The organism is Limisphaerales bacterium (genome assembly GCA_014382585.1).
Lineage (GTDB): Bacteria > Verrucomicrobiota > Verrucomicrobiia > Limisphaerales > UBA1100 > JACNJL01.
On sequence record JACNJL010000038.1, the window covers coordinates 1 to 19,449 of the forward strand.

Here is a 19,449-nt window from a genome sequence, read left to right on the forward strand (position 1 = left end):
GCATGCCGGAGTGGCGGAATTGGTAGACGCGGCGGATTCAAAATCCGCTTTTCGCAAGGAAGTGTGGGTTCGAGTCCCTCCTCCGGTACCATCTTTTTCAATTGATCGTCAGGATCATTTCAACCATTCAATAAGCTGATCTTTTGCTTTTTGAATGAGTTGAGGGAGCTCGGAAACATCGTTTAGCTCGAAGCGGGTTTCGTGTTTTTGTTGGTTCACGATGGCGATGAGTTGGAGTTCGCCGGCGGATTGATTGTAGAAAATTTTGCAAACGGGGCCGCGGGCACTGAGGGGCCATTGGGTGAGCCAATCGCGGGATTTGGCGCTGCGGCTGAATTGGTGCACTTGTACTTCGGGCCACTCGGTTTGGAATAGTTTGAGGGTCGGATCTTCCGGCCCTCGGGTGGCACCCACGATGTCGAGCAGGGCCACTTGGATGACGGGCGCGGCCGGTTGTTGGGGTAGATTGACCACTTCCGGCTGTGCTGGGGGATCTTCCTCGGGGCGATTATTGAAGAGGACGAGTGAGATCACCATGATGGCAGCCAAGCCTACGGCGGGGGCCACGGCCCAGCGCCAGGAGGGTTGGGGGTTGGGCGGTTTGTTGACGAGCTCCATCAGCCGGTCGTAATTGGGCTGGGGCTTGCGGAGGACGGCGCGCATGCGGGCGCGAAGTTCTTTGCGGATGTGCTCGGGCAATTGATGCCGATCTTCCGCGGCGGCGGCGGCAAAACACATCGCGCCGCGCAGGGCGGGCATGTCGCGGTGCCATTGGTTGTAGTCGTCCCATAGGTTGGGTTCCAGCTCAAGAATGGCATCGATCCGGTTCAGGTCCTCCTCGGAGGCTCTGCCGGTGGCTTTGTTCATTACCAGTTCTAGTAATTCGTCTCGCATCAATTGTTGGCGGTTAATTGCGTCTTCAGGAGCACGTCGGCCCTTCATTAATTAATACGCATTCTAGAGGGCAAATCGTTGAAAAAAATAGATTTTTTTTCTAATGCTTCGCGCAATGTCCGTAAACCATGGCAAATACGGCTGCTTACGGTCGAAACAGGCAAACCATAGCGGGCCGCGATATCCCGATGGGAGAGGCCTTTTAGGTAGTATTCCTGAATGAATCGGGCGGTTCGACCGGGTAATTCCATTCGGATGTGTTCGAGCAAATCGAATAATTCGCGGTTTTTCATGGATTCCAATGGATTTCCATCATCGACGAGTATCTCTTCCTCCAACACACTGTTCATGGGGACGGTATTGAAGTATCCACGTTTGGTCGCACTCAGTTTGCGAAGGTGGCTTCGGGCGCAATTCTTGGTAATCACCACCATCAAGGAGGGTAATCTTTCGGTGGATTGTATCTTGTGCATTTTCCGGAACAAGTGGGTGAATGCCTCAATCGCCACATCTTCGACATCGGCCGGCGCAATAGGCCCCAAAATCTGGCTGGAAATATTGAGGGATTTGGGCCAAAGCCAATTGAATACCACGTCCCACGCCTCCGAATCGCCATCTTGCAATTGTCCGATGTGAGGCAGGTTCATTCCCCATACCATAGCCCGAGAAAAGCAAACACACAAGCCATGCTTGCCGATGCTAAAAAGATTGCCTAAAATCCCCGTGTGAGGTTGTCCCGTCACATCCTGCTGCTGCTAGCTTTGGCCCTGCCGTGTGAGGCGGCTGAGCCCCTGTCTCCTGCGGAAATCTCAGAACTTCGAGCCCAACGCAAAACCCTCAGCCAAGAGGCGACAGTCAATTTCAACAAAAAAAATTATCGCGACGCCATTCCGCTGCTCGAGGAATGCAACCGTATTCAGGAAAAAATCGGTGAACTCAACACCCCCAATACCGCCGTTTTTTTCCTGTACCTTGGGGTCGCGCACTCGGGGCTGAACGCGGCGCAGGAAGCGCGGCGCGCGCACGAAGCCAGCCTTACCATCGCCGGCCAATGCGCCAAAGCCGGCATAAAAATTCCGAACACGATCTTCACTTCCAACTGGCTTGCACTTGGCCGTATTCACCGCAACCGTGGCGAGCTGACCCGCGCCCTGCCCTATCTGCAACAATATTATCAAACCAAAGCCAAGACGTTGCCCGCCGGCCATCTCACCCTGCTCATCTCCGCCGGCGCGCTCGCCGATGTGTACCGCGACCTCCGCCACTATCCCGAGGCAGTCGCGCTATTGCAAAAAAACCTGCCCGCCGCACAAGCCACTTTGCCGGCGGATTCTATCCGGTTGGCGCGGTTGCAATTACGAATGGCTGAAAACCTCATCAATCTCGGCCGACATCAGGAATCCACCAAGCATCTCCAATCCGGCCTGAAGATTTTGGAAAAACAACCGGCCGGCATCGACCTGATCATCACACTCACCGTGCAAGCCTCACTCCACCTTGCGCGCAGCGAGGATGCCAAGGTGATGCCGCTTTATCAACGCTCCCAAACAATTCTCGCCGCCCTCAACGAGCCCAAGCACCCGATGCACGCCAATCTGTTGTCCCTCATCAGCCGTCAACAACTCAGGCAGGGAAACTTCGTTGAAGCCCTCAAAACGGTTAACCGGGCCGTGCAGCAAGTCGCCAATACCCAAGGCAAAACCCATCCGCGCTTCGCCCAGATGCTATCCGACCAAGCCAAAATCTTTGATGGAATCGGACAAGCCGACCGCGCCTTTTCCCTGTATCAGGAAGCACTTCAGATTTATACCCTCACCCACGGGCCCGAGAACGCCATCCTTTGCGCCTCACTGCAAAACCTCGCCCAGCTTCATCAGCGCAAAGGGCAATTCCCGCAGGCACTCAAACTCCTCAAACGCGCGCAGGCAATCGCCCAAAAAACGCTGGGCGCCGATCATGAGGAAACCGCGCTCATCCTTGCCTCGTTGGCCGAGCTGCGCGTAGCGATGCACGACCTTCCTGCGGCCGAGCCGCTGCTCGATCGTAGTTTGGAAATCCACAAAAAATGGTATGGCCCCGACCACGCTCGCACGCTGGCCATCCGCGGCGAGCGCGCGTTTTTGATGGAAATGAATAAGAAAATAGCCGACGCCCACGCAGAATACACCCTCATCCGGAAAATCCAAATTGCCGATCACACCCCGCAGGCAACACATCAGCCCGCCCGGATCCGAAACCTGATGCGCCTCGCTCGCACCGCCGGCGAGCTGGGTCGGCGCGATGAAGCGGCCGATCTTTACGGCAACGTGCTCACCCTCACCCGTCAGCGCCTCGGCCCCGAACACCGCGAAGTGGCCACCGTGCTCAGCAACCTCGCCCGAATGCATTTTCAATTTAAAGAATATCCGATCGCCACCGAGTGCCAACAGAAAGCCCTTCAGCTGCTCCGCAAACTCAAACTGGAAAACGATCCGGAATTCCTCATCCACCTCGGCAACCTCGCCGAATTCCACCGGCAAAACCAAGAGCCCGAACTCCAGCTCAACGTGCTCACCGAAATGTTAACCCGCCAGCAATCCCATTTCCAACAAGTACTTGGCCAATTGAGCGAAGCCACCGCCCTCAAATACCTGCACAGCCAACAAACCAGTATCACGCTGTTCCAATCCGCCTGTGCTGCCGCCGCGGCCCATTCACCCAAAGCCGTGCGCCTCGGGGCCGACCAGCTCACCCTCAGCAAAGCCAGCCTCGAGGAAATTCGCTGGGCCCAAAGCCGCATCCGCACCCTGGGCACCACCCGCACCAACGGGATTTCCCAACTGACCGAACGCATCACCCGCCTGCAACTGCGCCTGAAGGCACTGGAACGCCGACCGAATCAAAAGCCCGAAGCCCTAGCCGAAACCATCCGCCAACGCGCCACACTGGAAGCCGAACTTCGCACGGCCAAAGCCAACCTCGCCCGCCTCATAACCAAAAGCGACGCCCAACTCGCCCGCCAACTCGCCGCCAATTCCGCGCAACTCAAAGATCTGGCCCGCCAACTTCCCGCGCGCGGGGTGCTTATCGATTTTGTTCGCTACCGGCAGCTCGCCACTGATGATCTGCCCGCCCACTCCCGCTATGCCGCCTACCTCACCTTTCCCCCACCGCCCGAGCCCGACACCCTCCCCAATGTTAAACGCCTCGACCTCGGCCCCGCCGCGCCCATCGACCAGGCCATCACCGAATTGCACCGTTTAATGTATCAAAAACTTATCGCGCCCCGGCAACTTGATCCCGTCCTCGCCACCCTCAGCCAGCTCATCGGTCAACCCCTCTGGAAAGCCACCCGCGACGCCGAACACCTGCTCATTTGCCCCGACGCCCAACTGGGACGATTGCCCTTCGAACTGCTCAAAACCGGCAACAAATTTTGGCTTGATCATAAAATCATCAGTTACCTTAGCAGCGGTCGTGAACTGGCGCGATTGACAAAGACCATCGAGGAGCGCGGGCCATCCGAAAGCAAACCCACCCCCGCCGTCGTGCTCGGCGCCGTTGAATTTGGTTCGCCCAAGCCACCTCTTAAAACCGACCTCCACTTCCGGCCCCTGCCCCATTCAATACCCGAAACCCACGCCATCGCGCAGGCCCTCGGGAAAGACACCCTCTTGCTCACCGGCACCGAAGCGAGCGAAGCGCGCCTCAAGAAAATCACCCACCCGAGCGTACTCCATCTTTCCTCACACGCAGTTTACTTTCGCAGCCGGCCCGCAATCGAATTCCCCGCGGGCGAATCCCCGAGCCTCCACGCCCATAATCCACTGCTCCGTTGCGGGATCGCCCTCGCCGGCATCAACCATCTTACCGCCCGCCCCATTGGCATGGCCGATGACGGGCTCTTTACTGGATTGGAAGCCGCACAACTCAATTTACACGGAACCGAGCTGGTCATCCTCAGCGCCTGCGAAAGTTCCGTGGGCGAAATTCACGCCGGCGAAGGGGTGATATCACTCCGGCGCGCCTTCCGGATCGCCGGCGCCGAAGCGGTGCTCGCCAGTCATTGGCCCGTGAGCAACGCCGCCACGCAATCGCTGATGAAAAATTTCATGGCCCACTGGCAATCGGGCGTGCCGCGCGCCGAAGCCCTGCGCCGCGCCCAACGCGAATTACGCCAAAACGAAGACACTGCCAGCCCTTACTTTTGGGCCGCCTTCACCCTCACCGGCCAATGGCGCTGACTTCAATCAGATGATTCGAATCACCGTTTCCATCCGGCTCACGACCCAGCAGGTGGAAAATTATTATCGTGGCCGAACCCGTTGGGTCATCGCCGACGCCGCCGACGGGCGCACGGTACAGCTCCCCTTCAAAGTGCTGCACCCCTTCATCAGTAAAGACGGCATCGATGGATTGTTCATCGTCACCACCGACCAAAAACATAAATTCCAAGCCATTGACCGGTTGGAAACCAAGCCCCGTCAAAATCTCGACGCGGAGGCATAAGTTTCAACAACTACTTTTTCCTGTGCATCCCGCGCGCCAACGCGTTGAGCAGCGCCTCCTCCGCACCTGGGTGCACCCAGCACCAGTCGTGCAGATTGCCGTCTTTTTCCTGCCAGTGTTTTGCCGTGGGCACATAACCCGTGCCGCTCTCACCATAGCCGGCCACCAGCACGAAGGTGTTTTTGGCCAACCGTTGTGCCGCTAATTGGAACTCCACATAACTCTCACCCGGCAACAACAGCAACATCGCCGGACCAAAATCCACAATGGGAATTTCCACCGGTTGACCACGCTCGCACCGCCGACGCCAGCTCAGTCCCATTGCCGCCAAACATTGCTGCCACGGATCCACACCGGGCTTAAGTTTGGCCAGATAATCCGCCTCCGTGAATCCCTTGTGATTTCGCGGGGCAAACTTCACCGGCGCAATGCGCACCCCCATTTTCGTCAACGACTGTCGTTTCGTGTTCTTCCACGCCGCCGCCATCCCGTCGTAGAGCCGGTTAGCCAGCACAGCACGATTCGTGCGCGCGCCGGTATTGTATTTGCCGGCAGTCACATTGCCACTGGCGCCACTGAAATAAATTTGCAGACAACCCGGCGTATCTTTCTGCCGCCGCGCCCGCGCCAACCCGGGGAAATCCGATGAAATTTCGCCCGTGCGATAATAACTCATCGGATGGGTCGCATAACCGCTGAGCGCGGCAAGCGGTTGATCGCCATTCCAGAAACTCATCGTCTTCAGCCACGGATCAATGACGCCCTCCGGGGCATTAGCCGCCAACACATTGCGGCCACTCGCGCTGCCGCGACCAAAGCTCACCTTGCCATCGGGCAAAACGTAACGCCGGTTGGAGGCAATCTTTTCCACTTTCGCCTGCCCCAGCCCGAGGTGTGTGATCGGGGTTGGATTGTTCATCGCCGCCCGCACTGCCGCCGCCACGCGTTGCACGGCGGTTTCATGAAACTTTAAATCACAGATGCTGCCCTTCAGTTTGAGACGGGCCAGCATCCGTTGTGCCTCGAGATCTGCCACAGGTGCCTCGTGCTGATGAATGGCGCTGACCAACACGTAATCGCGCGTTGTCCCGGCGGCTTTGGCCAATACTTCGCGCCAACGATCAAAGGCGGCATTGCGAATTTCGCACCAATCAACCGAGACGAATACCACCGGCCTTTGTCCGCCCAGCAACACCACACCTTTTGCATACAACGGATCGGCCACGTTTTTCGCCTGCCACAATCCACCCATCATCCCATGACCGATGGGCACCGTGACGTCCGCGGTGAAGGGAGCGATGGAAAAATGCGCCGCGCGAAGCAATTGCAAAGGGCACAGGAGAAATAGAAAAAGCGCCAGCCAATGGATCATGCCGGATGCTCCCAGACGCAGCACGGTTTGGCAAAGCCGTTTTGCCAAACGAAATGGCTACTCCGGAATTGCGAATCCGGCGGCCTTCAAACCCTCCACCGTCCATTGCCCGCTTTGGCCACTGTCGTTTACAGATTTGCGGGCGGCATTGACCACGTCGGCGCTGATGATGTCTCCACCATTGCCCCATTCGGTGCGCACAAAAGAAATCACAGCGGCTAATGCATCCGCGCTAAGCGTTTCGCCGGCAGGGGTCATCGTCCCCGCTCCATAGTTTTTACCGGCCACGGAGATTGGTCCGATCAATCCCTTTTGCACGATCGCCACAATCGTTGCCGGATCGCCCTTCACCCATTCGGAACCCGCCAGCGGTGGGATATCAGTGCCCGAGCCCGCGCCATTGGCTTGGTGACAGGCCACGCAATTTTTGGCATAGATTTGTTTGCCACGCGCCACCAATAATTCCTGGGCGGAAGGCGCGAGCGAAGCCACTTCATCCGGCTCGCTAAACGGCGCGTGCACGTTAGCCGCGAAGTTTGCATTCAACTGATCCACTTTGTAACAGCCGATGTAGCCGAGCAGGATGAGCCCAATGAAAATCCCCATCGGCATTTGCGCGCCCCCGCTGCTGGGTTCGTTTTGCTCGTTCACGTTGGAAAAATCTTCGCTCATTGGTCGTTAACCGGTTGTGGGTTATCCACGAGGGGCGCTTCGGGAAGCGCGTCGGTGCGGAGGCTTTTCAAAAATTCAAATAACGCCTCCGCTTTTTCGGTGGGGATGATGGCGTAGCCTTCCTCCAAGTCCGCGTGCTTCAACGCATTGTCCGGCGCGGCTTCACCGGCGTTGAGTTTTACTTTGCGGAACAAATAACGATACGGCGGCATCGCCGATTTTTCACTGATGAGGCGCGGCTGATACAGGTGAAGATAAAATTGATTTGCTTTCACAAGCGCCGGCTTGCCGCCTGCATTGGCGAGGTCCGGCCCCAGCCGCATCACGCCCGGCATCGCGTGGGCATCGTGCATAAAATCGCGTGAAACAGACTGCCTTAAGGCCACGCCGTTTTGCACATCCGGCCATTTGATAACCACCGGTTGGAGCTTAAACTGTGCGCCGGCGCGGGTTTTTAATCCACGCACCAAATCTTTCAACCGCACCGCGCTTTTCGGATTGATGCGTGCATTCCATTTGGCGGTTCCGTCAGTGAGCTTGATCACTGCTTCATCGGCAATTTTTTTGTTAGCCTCAACAATTTGCTCGCCCATGCCCAGCCGCGTCATCACGCTTTTTTCTTTCAACTCAACGCCCGACAATCCGTACGCGGCAAACAACAGATTATCTTTCCCCTTCTGGTCACTGATCCCCGAGGCAGCGTTGGTAAAGGTGGTTTTGAACGAAGCGTATGCGGAAGCTAATGCATTCTCCGCGTCTGCGGCGGCGGCTTCCAATTCCGCCTTCTCTTCATCCTTGGCTTCGGTTGCTGCTTGGCTGGCGTCGACGACTGCTTTCCTGGATTTCGCAACGGTTTTGAAAGCAAACGCCAAATTAATCAATCGATGATTATCATCTCCTTCTTTAACGGAATCACCTAAAACCTCGTCGGTAATTTCGCGATCATCACCCAGCTGCGTAAGACGCAATTCGTAGCCGAACTCGCCGCCGGTGGCCGTGCGGGTGTGGCAATAATAACAGCCGTTTTCGCGGTACACCTGTTCGCCCTGTTTGGCGAGCCCCACACGATGCAACACTGCCGTGCCGTCTCCTTTATCCGCCGATTGCCCGGCGAGCTGTACGGAGGGGCCAAACACCATTCCCCACCACGAAAGGCTCAGCGTGAAAAGCACACCCAAGAAAATCCACGGGGCTTTGTTCATTGCGCGCTTCCTTCCGTTTCAACAGTTTCATTTTGATCGCCTTCGCGAATCTGCCGCCAAAGTGCCATCGGGCTCAATTCACCGCAACAGTTGCGAAACAAAAGGCACATTAAACTGCCCAGAAAAATCAAACTGCTCACCATAAATAAAACCTCGCCAAGAAACGCAATGCGCAATGGCATAATCGCTTTGGTTTGCAATGCCGCGGCGTCGATGCCGGTTTGTTGCAACGCCTGTCCGTGCCCCCAAGCCATTCCCACGCCTGCCAGTGTGATGATCACTACGCCCACAGCGTTTAATTGGAAGACTCGAATTATCTGTGCTCCGCAGGGCCAATCGAGATTCGAGCCGAGCAAACGCGGTGCCACGTAATAAATTCCGCCGAGCATCGCCATCGCGAAGAAGCCCCACGCGAAGAGTTGCCGCAGTGCGGTGTTCGCGTACGTGAATTGCAAAATGGCATTCCACTCAGGGCACACGTTGCAGAAGGTGAACAGTCCCGAAACAACCCACGCCCCCAGCGCGAAGCCCATAAACTTGAGCGTCACATTTTCCGAACCGAGCAACGGCACTCCGCGGGCGGTTTGGCGGAGGTTCCAGCCGACGGCGATGACCACAAAGATGAACAGGCCGGACGCCAGTTGGCTCAGCTTGATTTGCCAAACCGGCAGGGGCGAACCCGAATTCAAATTCACCCAACCGCCCAAAAGCAGCAACATCCAAAACCCAAACGCCGCCCATTGGCGGCTGAACAATTCGCGGCCGATAATTTTTGGGATAAAATACAACACCGCCGCCAAGCCGAGACAGCCCATCCACACCTGTAGCAAACTCGTCGCCGCCCAATGGCCCACGGGAATTTGTGCCGCGCCGCGCACAGGCGTTGCCGCCAGCAACCAATGCGCCGTGCCAACGATCCAAGGGAAAGCAATCAGCGCCGCCATTAAATACCACGTGCTCGGGTAGAGCTGTTTGTGTCGGCGCGAGAAATAAGTCAGGATCGCACTGAACGCGATGAACGCCTGCCCAATCAACAGCACGCGACCGGCGTACACCGGCAGTTCTAATCCTGCCACACCACTTTGATCGCCCAACGTGATGCCCACTAATGCGGCGGTGACACCCACATTCCAAAGCACCGCACCCGCAATGACAAAGCCCGGCCGCGCCAACGGTGCGCCGCGCAAGCGGCTGAGCATCCACAGCGTGAGGCCGAGGCCCGCGTTGCCGCCGAAGCCAAAGAGAAATGCCACCCACGCGTTGGCCTGCAAATGGCCGTAGGTTAAAAAGGAAATGTCGGACAAAAATTCCGGCATATGCAGTTTGAATGAACCCATCACACCGATGACCGCCGCTTTCAGAAGCCAAAGCGCCGCGCTGAAAAACAGAAACATCACCGGCCAACGGCAGGAGGCGTTGATTTCCTCCGGCGTCGCTTCGGGTGCAATATTGTCAGTCAACTCGCTCATCAAATTATTTTTTCTCAGGCTTGCTCAGGCTCTTTACATAAGCCATCAGCGCCGCGATATCCTCATCGGTAATGGGCGGGGGAGGCGGCATTGGCACCAGCGCGCCTTTCACCACTTTGGCCATCGGCATTTTCACCGACTCGATAAAATATTTATCATCCAATTTCACTTTCACCACTTTGCCACCCAGGCCCAACGCCACTTCGCGTTCCGTGCCCCAAAACTCGCCAAGAAATGCCGGTGCCTTCAACGCCAATCCCGCCGGTGCCGGCACGGCCGGATCTGTTTGGTGGCAGGTAAAACAAATCTTCGACAGGAACAACGTTTTGCCTTTGGCGATCAGTGCTTTCTCATCCGCACGCGCACTCACTGTTGCAAGTACGGTCACAATTAAAATAATCGATTTCACGTTCATCTTTATTCCGCGCTCAAACTGCGCACGTAGGCCATCAGCGCTTTCACTTCTTCTTCCGTCACCGGCGGCGGCGGCGGCATCGGGCTGACCGCACCCTTGACCACGCGCGCACCCGAGCCTGTTGCCGAAACGGACTCCGCAAAATATCCCGGCCCCATTATTACCCGCTCCAGCGGGCCGCCCATGCCTTTGTGCACCAACCGTTCCTTGCCCCAAAAATCCCCGATGAAATTGGGTGCTTTAAGAGCCAACCCCGCAGGCGCGGGTACGGCCGGATCAGTCTGGTGACAGGTAAAACAAATCCTGGTCTGAAACAGTATCTTGCCTTGCGTGATGAGACCGGGGTTGTCCAACTCCGAGACATCCGCCAAAAAATCCGGATCCGGAATTTCCACCAATTTCAATTCCGACGGAGGCGCAGTGCGTACGGCAACTTCTTTTGAAATATTTTCAGCACCCAATTCAGCCACCAATGTCATCGCGTTTTGGATGGGGATGCGATAGCGCTTGAGCGATTCATCCGCGACCCCAAAATTGTTGAGCACTTTTTCATCTGCAGCGTGCAGCTTGGCCAATTCTTCTGCGCGTTTTTCGCCACGCTCGGTGTCTGCCACCGGCTGCACCGTTGCGCCCCATTTGGCGACCACCCACACGGCGAGCACCACCGTAAGCGCCAACGCCGCCAACTCGTGCGTGGCCCAACTGGGGCGCGCGGCATCGGTGGTTTCAGTTTGTGGTGTTTCGTGGCTCATCAGTGTCGTTCCAATGCCTCGCCCATACGCGGATCGCGTAACGGGCAAACCGGATGGTCAAATAGATTGCGGATAAAAATCGTTGCAAGACAGCCGCCGATCAACAGCCACGCGCCCACATCCGCCAACGCGGGCGATGGGCCGTTGGGATGGATTTCCGGCATCACATTAAATGTCATATCCATATAGTGCATCAGCACCACCCAGACGAAAATGGGCACCATCAGTTTGTTGGTGAGTTTGCCATCAATGCGCAGCAGCGCGAGGAAGGGAATCACAAAGTGTCCGACGATGAGCGCCACGCCGACGTACATCCACGTGCCTTTTTCGCGCATTACGTACCAGAAGGTTTCCTCCGGCACCGCTGCATTCCAAATCAGAAAATATTGAGAAAAATGGATGTACGCATAGAACACCGTGAACGCCAGCAGCATGGTGCCGAGGTGATAAAATTGTAGTTTATGCAGCTGCGGCAAATGCCCGCGCGCTTTGAGAACGCGACCGATGATCCACGCGGTGGAAATGCTCAGCCACACACTGCCGGCGAAATAATATACGCCGTACATCGTGCTGAAAAATTGATGCTGAATGCTCTTCATCCAAAGGATGGAGCCGAGCGTAAGCGAGAAGGCAAAGAGCACCACGCCGTAACCCGCGTGAATGCGCATCATCCGCGTGCACATCACCTGTTGGTTGTCTTTTTCAAACGAGAGCCCTTGAAAATTACGCGTGAAACCGGCCATCAGGTTTTCCGGGAAAACCAATTTGCCCTCGAACGCTTCGGTGCCGGATTTATCCTGCTGTAAACTCCAGTAACGCAACCGATGCGTGAGCCAACCCCAAATTAAAAACAAAACCACCGAAGCCGCGTACCACATCGGTTTGTTGAATAACGCGGCCTTCGCGTGTAATGCGTGATCGGCGTGCGGATCCAAATGCATCCACGGATAAATATCCATCGCCAGAAATCCGATGGGAATAAACGCAATGCCCAGCCAGGGAAATAGCAAACAGGACAAGTGTTCAAGATAGCGGCGAATGGGTGCGGACCAACCGGCATCGAACAGGTGATGCACCAACACGAGGAACAACGAGCCGAGCCCGATGCTCAGGAAAAACATAAACGCGGTGAGATAGGAATAAGCAAACTGCTGCTTGTCATCGATGAAACCATAAATACAAAGCAACACGCCGAACACCACCGCGATTTGCGGAATGCTGCGCCATTGAGTTTCTTGTTGCTGCACAGGCACGGTGGCGGTTTCGGTGCTCATTATTCAGTGCCCTCCCCGTTTGCTTCAGCGGATTCGGCCGCTTTTTCCTGAATCAAAAACCGCGCGGGCACGTTATCTTTTTTTGCATCGCCCAATCGGCTCAGCTGCAGCGCGCGCACATAAGCCACGATGGCCCAGCGATCGGCCACTTCGATGTTCGAGGCGTAGCCCAACATTCCCGCTTCGGTTGGAGACGATTGTTGCCCTTCGGAAATAATTTTGAAAATGGCGCCATCGGGAAGTTTCAAGGCCGGTTCGCCGTGCAAATCGCGGATGCCGCTGAAGCCGAATTTGCCCACGATGCCATTGCCATCGCCTTGCGCGCCGTGGCAGGGAACGCAGGAAATCCTAAACCGCTCGCGACCGCGTTCCACAAATTCCATCGTCACCGGCAGCGGAATGGAAACGTAATTCGTCGCGCCATCTTCAATCGTGTAGCCTTTATTCACCGCGTGATCGGTTTGGAAGGGATACACTTTTTTGCCGCTGGTGGTCACCAACGGTTCACTGCGCGCCACGGTGCCTTTGACTAATGGCTGCGAACTGAGACCATTTTTGAAAAATGCGTTCGGCTCCATCGGCCGCAGCTTTGGCTGGCGATCCATATCCGGAATCACTTCCAGCGGCGGTTTGCGCGAGATGTCTCCGCGGAAGCCGGCCAAGGCCACGACCATAAAGGCCACCATCGCAATGCCGATTAGCACGTATCTCATTGTGCGTCCTCCACCATTTCGATGTGTTGCGGATCGGTGGCTTCGAGCAGCGCGCGGGTGGCGGCTTCATCGTAGGCGGGGTCGTCGCATTCGATGACCACAAAAAATTTGTCATCCGTCACCGCCGCGAACCGGTCATTCGCCAACAACGGATTATGATGGCGCGGCAGTCGATTCAAAATAAACATCCCGCCGAGTGACCCGAATGCGCCGAGCAGAATGGTCATTTCATAGGCCACCGGGAAGGCATAGAATCCGCTGAAGAGTGGCTTGCCGCCGACCACGATGTCGTAGTCGACCTTATTCATGAAATAAATCATCAACATCCCGGCCGTCAGACCCGTGATGCCGCCGAAGAATGTGAACCAACCGACCTTCGCATTATCCAAGCCCATCGCGTCGTCCATACCGTGCACGGGGAATGGCGTGTGTACGTCCCATTTTTCGTAGCCGGCAGCCTTCACTTTTTCTGCCGCAGCCATGATGTCAGCGGGTGTATCGTACTCGGCAATGATGGCGAACGGCTGGCTCATGAGTGCGCGCCTTCCTGATCTGGTTTTGCGCCGCCCAACTTGTGATGCGGATCGGCCTGTGGCGTCACGCCTTTGGCTTCACTGATGGCAATGGTCGGCAAATATCGGACGAACAACAGGAAGAGCGTCATAAACAATCCGAATGTGCCCACGAAGGTCAAAATATCCACGCGCGTGGGGCTGTAATATCCCCAGCTTGAGGGCAGATAATCGCGGTGCAACGAGGTGACCACGATCACAAAGCGCTCGAACCACATTCCGATGTTTACAAAAATGGAGACTATAAAAATAAACCACGGCGACGTGCGGCACCACTTGAACCAGAAGAGTTGCGGGCTGATGACGTTGCAGGAAATCATCGTCCAATACGCCCACCAATACGGGCCGAAGGCGCGGTTCTTGAACGCGTACAGCTCGTACGGATTGCCGCCGTACCACGCGATGAAAAATTCCATTCCGTACGCGTAGCCCACGATGGTGCCGGTGGCGATGATGACTTTGCACATCAATTCGAGGTGACGGATGGTGATGATTTCCTCCAGCTTGAAGAGCGCCCGCATTGGGATCATCAGCGTGAGCACCATGCCGAATCCGGAGAACACCGCGCCGGCCACGAAGTAGGGCGGGAAAATGGTGGTGTGCCAGCCGGGCACCTGCGACACCGCAAAGTCAAACGACACGATCGAGTGCACCGAAAGCACGAGCGGCGTGCTCAGGCCCGCGAGCAGGAGGTACGCCTTTTCGTAATTGCGCCAGTGGCGGTTACTGCCGGTCCAACCCATCGCGAAGAAGCCGTAGGCGAATTGTTTGAAACGGTTGATCATCCAGTCCAAACCGGAATTGAGTTTCTTGCCCGCAATGCGGAGGCGATCGCGGATGGTCGCGAGATCGGGGATCAAGCCCATATACCAAAAGAGCAGTGACACGGTAAAATAAGTCGACACCGCAAACACATCCCACAACAGCGGCGAGCGGAATTGCGGCCAAATGCCGTGGGCGTTGGGAATGGGGAAGAGCCACCACGCCAGCCAAATGCGGCCCACGTGAATGCCCGGGAAAATGCCGGCGCAGATCACCGCGAAAATGGTCATCGCCTCCGCCGTGCGGTTAATGGAGCACCGCCATTTTTGGCGTAACAAAAAGAGGATGGCGGAAATCAACGTGCCCGCGTGGCCGATGCCAATCCAGAAAACGAAGTTCACAATCGCCCATCCCCAGGCCACCGGATGGTTCAGGCCCCAAACGCCCACGCCGGTGGTAATCAAATAACCGATGTAGCCGAAGCACATCAGCATAGTGAGGACACTCACCACGAAGGCGACGTTCCACCACTTCGGCATTTCGCCCTCCAGAATGCCGCACACCTGCTCGGTGATCCATCCCAACGGACGATTGTTGAGCACCAACGGCTGCCGTTCCAATTCCTTTGGCGTATGCGTCTCAACAACGTGAGCGGATTGTCCGGCGGCGTCGCTCATTTAGTGATCGGCCTTTCCGTCTTTGTGGCCATCGTGACTATCGTGATCGCCCCCGTGCCCGTCTTCCGGATGATACTCCGAAGTGCTAAACGGTTTCTCGTACGCGTCGGGCATCGCCGCGTTGGGGTTGCGAATCTTGGCGAGGTAAGTTGTGCGCGGAACGTTGTCGAGAAAGCCAAGCACTTCGTAATTGCGCGGGTTGGCTTTCTCGGCGTTTACATCGTCGGCGTCGTTCAATAAATTTCCGAACGTAATCGCCTCGGCGGGGCAAGCCTGTTCGCAGGCGGTCTTCACTCCGTTGGCCGGCACTTGCACGTCGTTGCCGGATTTGGCTTTGACCTTTTGCGCGATCTTCGCGCCTTCGATGCGTTGCACGCAGTACGTGCATTTTTCCATCACACCGCGCATCCGCACGCTCACGTCCGGGTTCTTGGCGAGCTTCAACAAATCCCATTCGTCCTCGGGGCGGTTGCTCTTTTCGCGGCTCTTCATCCAATCGAAGAACAACGAAGGCTTGGTCATCGGCGAATCGTACAGCTTGTCGAGCGGACGTTTGTTGTAATCAAAGAAATTAAAACGGCGCACTTTCCACGCGCAGTTGTTGGAGCAATACCGTGTGCCCACACAGCGGTTGTAGGCCATGACGTTGAGGCCTTCCTCGTCGTGCACCGTGGCGTTCACGGGGCAGACACTTTCGCACGGGGCACTCTCGCAGTGCTGGCACATCATCGGCTGATTGACAACTTGCGGATCGTCAATCCATTTCTCGAGATGCTGCTCGTCATCACCCGCCGTGGCGTTGTCATTGGGGGTGTGGCCTTTGCCGGTGTAATAACGGTCGATGCGCAGCCAGTGCATCTCGCGGCCATTGGCCACTTGTTCCTTGCCGACGATGGGGATGTTGTTCTCACTTTGGCACGCAACCACGCACGCGCTGCAACCGGTGCAACTGCTGAGGTCCACCGACATTCCCCACTGATGCACATCGCTCTTGAGGCTCGGGCGTTCTTTATAAGGGTGCTTGTAAATTTTGCCTTCGTTCCGCGCGTGGGATTTTATGCCCATCTCGAGAGCGAATTTTGGAGTCTCTTTATATTCCGCCAACGTTGCCTCGCGAATGATCGGCCGACCTTCCATGCTCCAATGCTCCTGCGTGCTGGAAAGTGAATACGCTTTGCCCGTCTTCTCGAGCTTACCGCCGATGGCGATGTTTGGGAAATCCGTATCGCGCACCGCGTACGCGTTGAAACCCACGCCTTCGCCCTTGAAATTCGCAATGCGGCCGTGTTTTTTGCCGTAGCCCAATGGCAAACAAACTGTGTTATCAGCCATCCCCGGCTGAATCCAAATGGGGCCTTCCACCGAACGGCCATTCAACGTCAACTTCGCCACTTGCCCGTTGCCAAGCTTGAGCTTTTCACCGGTCACACGGCTGATGCTCATCACGTTGTCCCACGTGATTTTTGTGATCGGATCCGGCAATTCCTGGCACCAACCATTGTTGGCAAACTCACCATCGCCCACGCTGTGGTCAGCCGTGAACACGACTTCAAGATTGGTTTCGCTGATGGCTTCAGCTGAAGGCAATTCGCTGGCCGGCTTGCCTGAAAGTTCATCCTGTTTTCCACCGGCGCTTTCGGCCAGAAAACCGCTGTGTAAAAAGTGCCCCCAACTCGCATCGCTGTTTTCCAGCGCCAAGGTGTCTTGCACAATTTCGTGCGCTTCCTTGGCAAGTTGTTTACCGGAGGAACCAATGCCGTATGCAAAGGCGGAAAGCACTTCGAGTTCCGAAAGGCCATCGAAGAGCGGCGCGATGAGCGGCTGCACCGGCACAAGCGTGCCATCGCTGGTGCGAGCGTCGCCCCAACTTTCGAGGTAATGCGCGCGCGGCGCGACCACGCCGGCGGCCTCGCTGGATTCGTCTTCGGCAAAATGACTGAGACGAAAAGCGGTCTTGCCTTTGGCGTTGCTCGCCCAATCCAAATCCGCACCGCCATCGTAAGCCGGATTGCAACCGAGGTTGATGATGCGCTCAACGTTACCGAGATCATCCTTGAGGTCGTGGAGGTTGCCTTGGACAGGAGCCGCGTCACTCGTTCGAATCTCCACCGCGTGACCGAGGTTGCCGAGTTTTTCGTTGATGAGATTCACCAACTCGTGCACCGCTTGCGGCTGACGATAACCGGCCATCACCAAACCATAACCGGCGTGCGCCTTCAAATCTTCAATACATTGATCGAGCCATTCCGAATTGGAAGGCTTGGCCACCGAGCCGTTTACCGCGATGCCTAACTTATCCGCCAGATAACCCGCAGCATTAGTCACCGCGCTGGCGTTCATTCGCTGGCGATGATCGGCGTTGGCGCCGGTTTGGCTCATCAACGCTTCGGCGAGGTAAAGGCGGTTCATCCGGCCTTCGTTTTTGGCCAGCTTACGGCCACGCGCAAAGTCGCGCATATGGCGGCTGGAATCTTCTTCTGTACCGATGAAATCGCAATCGAGCGACAAGATGATTTCCGCTTTATCAAGCTTCCAAAACGGTTTCACCGCACGGCCAAAAACCGCCGAAGCCGCGCGTGTGTGAACCGAATAATCCACCGGCTCGTGCACATAAAACTTCGCGTTCGACCCCATTTTTTCGGTGATTTTCGCAATCATCCGTGAGCGTGAAGGCGAGTTGCCCGCGCCCATCAAAAAGGCGGTTGGCACGTTTTCTTTCACCAAATTGTCCAGTTCCTCAATGGCATTGGCGCGGCCGTCACTCATGGCTGCGCCGAGCTTGGTGAATTCCCGCGCGCGGTCGGGGTCGTACAAATTCAGAATGGAGGCTTGGGAGTGAAGATCGGTTGCGCCATTGCTGTCGGGATGATCGGCGTTGCCTTCCACCTTCGTGGGGCGGCCTTCGTCGGACTTCACCACCAAGGGCACCGCGCCGGTGGCGGTTGGCCGTGCCGTGGCAAAAAATTGCGGCACGCCGTGCGTGTATCCTTCGGGTTGTTTACCAAAGGGAATGATGGTTTCCACCGGACGCCGACAACCGACGCCCAACAAACCCACACCCGCCAAGCCGGCGGAGGCACCCATCAACTTAAGAAAATCGCGCCGCGAAAAATCTTCGGGCAACTCCATTGCTCCCTCGGGGAATTCCTTGTCGCTCCAATCCGCGTGCTCGGCCGTGCCATTGGCTTCGCCAATACTGCGCCAATATTCAGTTTGAGGGATTGAAGATTCGTCGTTCATCTGGTTCATCGATGACAGGCCGAACAGCTTTCGGAAGTTCGCACTTTCATTTTGTTGACCAATGCAGCGCCTTCGCGCTCGGCCACCCAATCCTCGCCCGGCTCCCAGCCGAGATTAAAGACCTCACCCTGCGGCCGAACTTGCTCGTGCGGGCTGCGATGGCAATCAAGGCAGAAGGCCATGCTCAATGACTTGGCGTGCTTCACCTCGTCCATTTGATCCACGCGCCCGTGGCATTTCACGCAGCTCACCCCGCGATTCACGTGCACCGAGTGGTTAAAATAAACATAGTCCGGCAGCTTATGCACCTGCACCCACTTCACGGGTTTTTTGTTTTCAAACGCATCGCGGATCGGCTGCAAACGGGGATCATCCTTCAACACCGAGGTATGGCAGCGCATACAGGTTTCGGCGGCGGGGATGTTTGAGAACCACGATTTCTCCACGCCATCATGGCAGTAACGACAATCCATTCCGAGCTGCCCCGCGTGAACCTCGTGCGAGAAGGAAACCGGCTGAACCGGCTGATAACCCACCCGCGAATATTTGGGGGTAAAATAATACGTAACACCTGCAACTACGCAGGCGCCCATCACCAATCCGCCCACCAAAGCAATTAAAGGCAGGCGATTGGTCCATTTTGGGAAGACGTTAGACATCCAAAAGAACCGCTCCGGCGCGCATCCTACGTATCCGGCGGCATCTTGCAAGCGATTTTGTGATTTTTTTCACAAGCTCCAAAAACGGGCTGTTTTTGTGGGTTTTCCGGAAAAAGAGTAAATTTGGAGGCGAGGACCGGAATCGAACCGGTGATAGAGCTTTTGCAGAGCCCTGCCTTACCACTTGGCTACCCCGCCGTGGAAAGCGCAGACGTTAAACAAGCTACCCATTCAAGTCAATGACGGAGAGGATTGAACCGCCAAGGCCCAAAGACGCCAAGATTTTTG

At 56.3% G+C, this 19,449-nt stretch carries 16 protein-coding genes and 2 tRNA genes; 3 read left to right on the plus strand and 15 right to left on the minus strand.

The window, feature by feature from the left end; all coding sequences use genetic code 11:
• Positions 1–4: 4 nt before the first annotated feature.
• A tRNA-Leu gene (locus tag H8E27_07685) sits at positions 5–91 on the plus strand.
• Positions 92–114: 23 nt separating this feature from the next.
• On the opposite strand, the gene H8E27_07690 is transcribed toward H8E27_07685, so the two are convergent.
• Both H8E27_07690 and H8E27_07695 read right to left on the minus strand, forming a co-directional pair.
• The gene (locus H8E27_07690; protein MBC8325491.1) at positions 115–942 is read right to left on the minus strand and encodes a hypothetical protein; all 828 of its coding nucleotides are present in this window, start codon (positions 940–942) and stop codon (positions 115–117) included.
• Positions 942–1,541, minus strand: a complete 600-nt coding sequence (locus H8E27_07695) for a sigma-70 family RNA polymerase sigma factor (protein MBC8325492.1) — start codon at positions 1,539–1,541, stop codon at positions 942–944. Before H8E27_07695 ends, H8E27_07690 begins: the two co-directional genes overlap by 1 nt.
• 78 nt (positions 1,542–1,619) lie before the next feature.
• On the opposite strand from H8E27_07695, the gene H8E27_07700 reads away from it, so the two are divergent.
• Together H8E27_07700 and H8E27_07705 are read left to right on the plus strand one after the other, a co-directional pair.
• Positions 1,620–5,117, plus strand: coding sequence for a CHAT domain-containing protein (locus tag H8E27_07700; GenBank protein ID MBC8325493.1), 3,498 nt, complete (start codon positions 1,620–1,622; stop codon positions 5,115–5,117).
• A 10-nt stretch (positions 5,118–5,127) separates the two neighbouring features.
• Positions 5,128–5,382 carry a DUF2835 family protein gene (locus H8E27_07705; protein ID MBC8325494.1) on the plus strand — a complete coding sequence of 85 codons (255 nt, stop codon included), beginning with the start codon at positions 5,128–5,130 and terminating at the stop codon, positions 5,380–5,382.
• Positions 5,383–5,392: 10 nt separating this feature from the next.
• Here the strand turns inward: H8E27_07705 and H8E27_07710 are convergent, their stop codons facing one another.
• The 13 genes from H8E27_07710 to H8E27_07770 form a co-directional block, all read right to left on the minus strand.
• The gene (locus H8E27_07710) at positions 5,393–6,802 is read right to left on the minus strand and encodes a neutral/alkaline non-lysosomal ceramidase N-terminal domain-containing protein (GenBank protein ID MBC8325495.1); all 1,410 of its coding nucleotides are present in this window, start codon (positions 6,800–6,802) and stop codon (positions 5,393–5,395) included.
• Positions 6,803–6,811: 9 nt separating this feature from the next.
• Entirely contained in the window at positions 6,812–7,426 is a 615-nt protein-coding gene (locus tag H8E27_07715; GenBank protein MBC8325496.1) for a cytochrome c, read from the minus strand.
• A complete protein-coding gene (locus H8E27_07720) occupies positions 7,423–8,628 on the minus strand; it encodes a cbb3-type cytochrome c oxidase subunit II (protein ID MBC8325497.1) in 1,206 nt (401 codons plus the stop codon). The genes H8E27_07715 and H8E27_07720 overlap by 4 nt, the downstream gene beginning before the upstream one ends.
• Complete coding sequence (locus tag H8E27_07725) at positions 8,625–10,097, minus strand: cbb3-type cytochrome c oxidase subunit I (protein ID MBC8325498.1); 1,473 nt, start codon at positions 10,095–10,097, stop codon at positions 8,625–8,627. Before H8E27_07725 ends, H8E27_07720 begins: the two co-directional genes overlap by 4 nt.
• A 4-nt stretch (positions 10,098–10,101) precedes the next feature.
• The gene (locus tag H8E27_07730; protein ID MBC8325499.1) at positions 10,102–10,485 is read right to left on the minus strand and encodes a cytochrome c; all 384 of its coding nucleotides are present in this window, start codon (positions 10,483–10,485) and stop codon (positions 10,102–10,104) included.
• A 29-nt stretch (positions 10,486–10,514) separates the two neighbouring features.
• Entirely contained in the window at positions 10,515–11,264 is a 750-nt protein-coding gene (locus tag H8E27_07735; protein ID MBC8325500.1) for a cytochrome c, read from the minus strand.
• On the minus strand, positions 11,264–12,538 hold the full coding sequence (locus H8E27_07740; protein ID MBC8325501.1) for a hypothetical protein: 1,275 nt from the start codon (positions 12,536–12,538) through the stop codon (positions 11,264–11,266). The genes H8E27_07735 and H8E27_07740 overlap by 1 nt, the downstream gene beginning before the upstream one ends.
• Positions 12,538–13,251 carry a c-type cytochrome gene (locus tag H8E27_07745; GenBank protein MBC8325502.1) on the minus strand — a complete coding sequence of 238 codons (714 nt, stop codon included), beginning with the start codon at positions 13,249–13,251 and terminating at the stop codon, positions 12,538–12,540. Before H8E27_07745 ends, H8E27_07740 begins: the two co-directional genes overlap by 1 nt.
• Entirely contained in the window at positions 13,248–13,784 is a 537-nt protein-coding gene (locus H8E27_07750; protein ID MBC8325503.1) for a DUF3341 domain-containing protein, read from the minus strand. Before H8E27_07750 ends, H8E27_07745 begins: the two co-directional genes overlap by 4 nt.
• Positions 13,781–15,262 (minus strand): polysulfide reductase NrfD, encoded by a 1,482-nt coding sequence (gene nrfD, locus H8E27_07755; GenBank protein ID MBC8325504.1) that lies wholly within the window; start codon positions 15,260–15,262, stop codon positions 13,781–13,783. The genes H8E27_07750 and nrfD overlap by 4 nt, the downstream gene beginning before the upstream one ends.
• A complete protein-coding gene (locus H8E27_07760) occupies positions 15,263–18,502 on the minus strand; it encodes a TAT-variant-translocated molybdopterin oxidoreductase (GenBank protein ID MBC8325505.1) in 3,240 nt (1,079 codons plus the stop codon).
• A gap of 5 nt (positions 18,503–18,507) precedes the next feature.
• Entirely contained in the window at positions 18,508–19,161 is a 654-nt protein-coding gene (locus H8E27_07765; GenBank protein ID MBC8325506.1) for a cytochrome C, read from the minus strand.
• A gap of 124 nt (positions 19,162–19,285) precedes the next feature.
• Positions 19,286–19,359, minus strand: a tRNA-Cys gene (locus H8E27_07770).
• Between the last annotated feature and the right edge of the window lie 90 nt (positions 19,360–19,449).